This window comes from Huintestinicola sp. (genome assembly GCF_051882455.1).
Lineage (GTDB): Bacteria > Bacillota > Clostridia > Oscillospirales > Ruminococcaceae > Huintestinicola.
The window spans coordinates 1-5153 of the sequence record NZ_JBJERV010000094.1 but is presented as its reverse complement, the minus strand read 5'-3'; the positions used below and the strand labels follow the sequence as shown (position 1 = coordinate 5153).

General features: G+C 48.4%; 3 protein-coding genes. 2 read left to right on the top strand and 1 reads right to left on the bottom strand.

Going from position 1 to position 5153, the window contains the following annotated elements; genetic code table 11:
- Together ACI4J0_RS11525 and ACI4J0_RS11520 are read left to right on the top strand one after the other, a co-directional pair.
- Window positions 1-388: DUF4368 domain-containing protein (locus ACI4J0_RS11525; RefSeq protein ID WP_439765959.1), on the top strand; the 388-nt coding region annotated here is incomplete at its 5' end.
- Window positions 389-907: 519 nt separating this feature from the next.
- A complete protein-coding gene (locus tag ACI4J0_RS11520; RefSeq protein WP_439765958.1) occupies window positions 908-1519 on the top strand; it encodes a helix-turn-helix domain-containing protein in 612 nt (203 codons plus the stop codon).
- Between the two features lie 194 nt (window positions 1520-1713).
- Here the strand turns inward: ACI4J0_RS11520 and ACI4J0_RS11515 are convergent, their stop codons facing one another.
- On the bottom strand, window positions 1714-5151 hold the full coding sequence (locus tag ACI4J0_RS11515; RefSeq protein WP_439765957.1) for a copper oxidase: 3438 nt from the start codon (window positions 5149-5151) through the stop codon (window positions 1714-1716).
- Window positions 5152-5153: the final 2 nt, after the last annotated feature.

Here is a 5153-nt window from a genome sequence, read left to right as displayed (position 1 = left end):
AAAGCAGAAAAAGGAGCTTGCAGCTGCACAGAAAAGGTATGACGAGCTTGACAGAATGTTCAATCGTTTGTATGAGGATAACGTCAACGGTAAAATCTCCGATGAACGTTTTGCGAAAATGTCCGCCTCATACGAAGCTGAACAGGCAGAACTTTCCGATACTATCAAGAACATTTCCAAAAGCTTGAATAATGATAAGACCGAACAGGATAATATCAGACGGTTTGTTGCTGTTGCGAAAAAGTACACCGAACTGACCGAGCTTTCAACGGGAATTCTGCACGATTTTATTCAGAAGATCGTTGTTCACGCTCCGGACAGGTCAAGCGGCAAACGAGTTGTTCAGCTGGATATTTACTACAATTTTATAGGCAAGATAAATGAATAAAAAGCAAAATCCGAGCCATTGTGAAATGATGGCTCGGATTGATAAGATGGGTTTGTATCCTTATTGCAGCGGCGTTGATACGTCATCTGCGGCGTTTTTGCTATATTTGGATTTGTTTGTAAAGTGTCGTATTTTCCGTTTATACGACACTTTTGACACACATTTTGTCGTCAAAATGTCGGCAGAAAAACTGTATAATACAAGTATAGTATTATATGGAATGATATAGCATTACATTTTTAGGGGGAAGATTATTCTTTTTCTTCTTATCGTTATAGCAGTGGTAATTGTTTATAACTGTAAAAATAATGAGTACAAAAAAAGTGAGTATTATCAGCAGACTAATAGAGAACAGAGACGAACCAAAATTAAAATTCAGTACTGTTGCTGCAATTGCGCTGAATAGGGGTTAATGTGTAGAATGACGTATCTGAGCCGTTTTCAGGTAACTCAACCAACGGTGTGTTTACTTTTTTCTGCATTTACCTTATAATAAACCTCAGAAAGGAGATCTTCGGTATGGATATGGAGAAGACAGGCAAATTTATCGCAAAGTGCAGAAAGGATGCAGGACTTACTCAGGCTGTCCTTGCCGAGAAGCTTGGGATAACCGACCGAGCTGTTTCCAAATGGGAAACGGGCAGGAGCCTGCCCGATGCATCAATTATGCTGGAGCTGTGCGGCATTCTTGGAATAAGTGTAAACGAGCTCCTTACCGGGGAGAAAATTGCTATGGAGAATTACAAGGAAATTGCTGAAAAAAATCTCACGGAGATAATGAACGTCGAAAAGGAAAAGAATACAAAGCTTGCAAAGGCTGAAGCGTTTATAGGCTGGTCAGGTGTGGTCGTATCGCTTTTTACCATAGTCTGCGGTATTCTGACAGCTGCGGAGAACAGTGCTGTCAGCATTGCTCTTTGTTACTTCGGCGGAATAGTTATGCTTGTAGATGCAGTATATGCGACTGTCCTTGAGCACGATTCGGGCTATTATGAATGTCAGAACTGCAAGCACAGATACATTCCCTCAACCAAGGCTGTGATATTTGCTGTTCATTCCGGAAGCGACCGTATCCTCAGATGTCCTGAGTGTTCAAAAAAGGTATGGCATAAGAAGGTTTTAAATAGGTGATATTATTTTCGCAAACAAGCATTTCCCGTTTCAATGGGACAATAGACCCATTTAGTGTCTCGGTTACTCTGCCGGAGCAGGGCTCACCATTCAAAAATGACAGCCGAACTGCATTTGCAGCCCGGCTGTTTTCGGTTTTCTGCATCGGATATTACGGCGCAAAGAAAAACTCATGCGCGTAAAAAGCTATATCCTTATTTGTCGAACCATTTCTTTTCCCACCAGTTTCCAATGCTTCGGCAAACGCAGGAACAGCAGTATTTTACTCCCTTTCCGAGCACGCGGAATATTCCCCACATACCCGATTCCACGTCCCATTTCAGCGAGCCCGAACGGTAGAGATAGTCTCCGGGATATTCGGAGGCTCCGTTTTCAAGCTCGATATTATACGCTCCGCCCACGCTTACCGCACCCTGTACGGGAATTATCGTGGATAACGGATCGTCGGGCTGTGCGCGCCAGCTGTGACCGTGAAGGACAAGGCTGATATTTCTCGGCTTATCAGCGGGCATAAGATAACGTATGATAACACGCTCTCCCGAATAGGCTTCAAAAACAGGCGTTGACGGGTCTCCGTGGGCTTTTGAGCTGAATACCCTGCTGATATCGGGAACACGAAGGAGCCTGTTGTAAAAACGCTCGGAACGATAGTTATAGCCCTTTTCGCCCGTATCCTCGTGGTCAACTCCACCGTGTGCGCCGCCTTCGCCCTGTGCCGATGTTTTAATGAGGTTTCCTTTGATATCCAGCAGTAGGATACCGTTATGGGCAAACAGCACAAATTCCCTGAAAGATTTTTCTCCGGGAGCGGTTATCACTGCCTGCTCGCCGAATTTCTCCTTTTTGCAGGAGCTTTTGCCGTAATATTCTGCCCCGGGCGGCTCAATTATTATTGCGCCGAACAAGCCGTGGTATCTGTGATTTCGCAGGTCTCCGAAGGAACTGAGCATACAGGTACCATACTCCTTGTCGGCATACCACAAATACCTGATACATTCCCCGGGGGCGGCAGTCTGCTCAGGCTTGTTGAAGCCCACGTTCACTCCTGCAGAGCAAACGGGACAGTGCTTCAGGAACTGGGGGCTCAGAGATACACGGTCGGACGGTCTGTGCGGCATATCCAGCGGAACGGAGGGATAGTCGTGGTACAGCACAGGTTTATCGAACATATTGTGCAGTGTGACCTCTATCCACTCTCCTGCATTTGCACGCAGTATCAATGGTATCGGCTTTTTCCTGCCGTATTTTACGTCCTCGGCATATTCGAAGGGAACGAAAACCATACCCTCGGGGTCATGGTCGCCGTATCGGTTATACTCGATATTTGTCTGAACTGCGGCAATTTCAAATTTCCGTATCTTTGCGCCCTTGGGAGGACAGGTCGGAATGGGCACAGGCTTTGCGGCATTGCACAGGGGACGCAGGTGCTTCATGCGTCTGCCATGGGCTCTGATAATGCCCCACAAGCCCAGCCATACATCGTCAATGCCGCCGAAATAGTACAGATAATCTCCTGCGCCGTAATACTCGTCAATGCGGATATTAAAGGCCTCGGAAATGCCGATGGTCTGTTCGGCAACAATGGGAGAAACAAGGTCGGTCATCTCTTTTCTCCAGGACATTCCGCTGATGTTGAATGCGTGCTGCTCTTCATGTGCGCCGTCAAGGAGGCGTATCACCATCGGCTCCCCGGGATAGGTCTCCAGAATGGGCGTAGCAGGGTCGCCGTATCTGCGGGAGCTGAAAATATGAGAGGGGTCGTTCTTTATTTTCAGACGCTCTCTCATAGGCTCGCAGCGGTAGCTTATTCCCATTACGCCCGGGTCGTCGTCGGAGCCGGGGTGCTCGGGCGGATCAAGGGGCTTGCCGTATTTATCGAACAGCAGCGCAAAATCGTGAACGAACAGGGCAAATTCACGGTAGGATTCGCCGTTTGCTTTTCTGATAACGGCATTTGCTCCGCTTTTAAGGGGCTTGCCGTTTTTCGGACTCAGAAATTCCGAACCCGCAGGCTCGATTATCAGTGCGCCGAACATACCGTGCTGCTGATGGGAATTTGCAAAAAGGTGGTCGTGGAAAAAGACGGTGTTCAGCTCCTCGTTAGCGTAAAAACGCTCTATCAGTGTTTCATATTTCCTTGCTCCCGCAATATTGTTCCAGCCGTTTGCAGCGCCGTCGGATACTATGGTATCAAACTTCACAAGATGAATATGAAAACCGATGATATCGGTGAGAGTTTTCATCTGGAAGGGGCTTTCCTCAATAAATTCGGGAAGGAGATTTGTAAGTCTTATTTCCACGCAGTCCCCTGCATTGGCACGTATTACAAGAGGTTCGGGTCTTATCTTGCCGCAGTTTACCTTTTCAAGATAATTTTCAAGGGTGCCGTGGCGCTCGATATCCTCTTTCAGTACGAAAAATCTGCCCTGGGGGTCGTGCCAGCCGTAGCGGTTATAAACGATATCAGCCTGCACCACCGCAAGCTCGAATACCTTGACCTCCTTCGGACATCTGCACGGACAGGTCTCGGAATACAAGGCTCCCGGGGCAAAACCCGGCACGAAATTCGCCGCTTCCTTACGGGTGGGGAAGATAACATTGTTCCCGTTTTTATCAAGTATTCCCAAAGGGGGCTGCGGCGGATAATCGCCGAATCTGCCGTTTATGAAATTGGGATAGCCCGGGTGCATACTATCCTTTTCGGGAGGAAAAGGACGGTCCTTCAGCGGCATCAGACGGTCTATGGGCGTACCGTCGGGATATTTGCCCGTACCGTCCTCAAGCCTGTCAAAAATGCGCCATAAGGTCCACATTCCTTCGTGGAAATGGGGATAGAGGTGGCAGTGGAAAATAGCGTCGCCGATAGTCCTTGTCAGGCTTCCTGCGCCATAGAGGATATCCAGCGTGTAACACTCCTGGGGACTTATTGAAATTGAGTCGATGATAGTTGATTTCGGGTCGTCGGGCTCAAGCTTCCATTGGTGGTTGTGCAGGTGAAAAACGTGAGTTTCCTTTACGCCGCCGTGTATCAGCCGTATCTTTGCAGGATCACCTGCATAAGCGCGCAGTATGGGGGGCGCAGGGTCGCCGTATACCCAGGAGCTCATGGAAATATCTTCGCCTGTGACCACGTGGTGCATTTCGTCAAGGGGAGGACGGTTTCGCATGGGCTCGCTGCGGTAGCTGATAGCCGTGGTGCCGTTCGGCAGACCCGTATGAGGGTCAAGGGGCTGTTCTCCATCCTTGTTTTTTATTTCAAGCTCGTCGTGGAAAAATACCGCATATTCTCTGAAAGCAGGATTTGCGGGACTGTAAATATCCGCAAAAAGACCGCTTTCAAGCGCCTCTCCCGTAACAGGGTCAAACCATTCGGACTCCGGTTTTTCTACAATTATCGCGCCGAAAAGTCCATGAACGTTGGTGCCGTCCTCGCCGCCGCTCGGGTCGCCCAGGTCCGAGAACAGATAAACGCCCTCTTTTTCTGCGTACCACACATAGCTGATAAATTCTGCCGTGGCAGTATCGGGGTTATTTCCCACATTTGCGCCGTCCGATGTGAGAACATCATAGCGCAGCCCCTGAACGTGCATTGACGCTTTTCGTCCGAGGCTGTTGTAAAAGTTTATCCTTATTT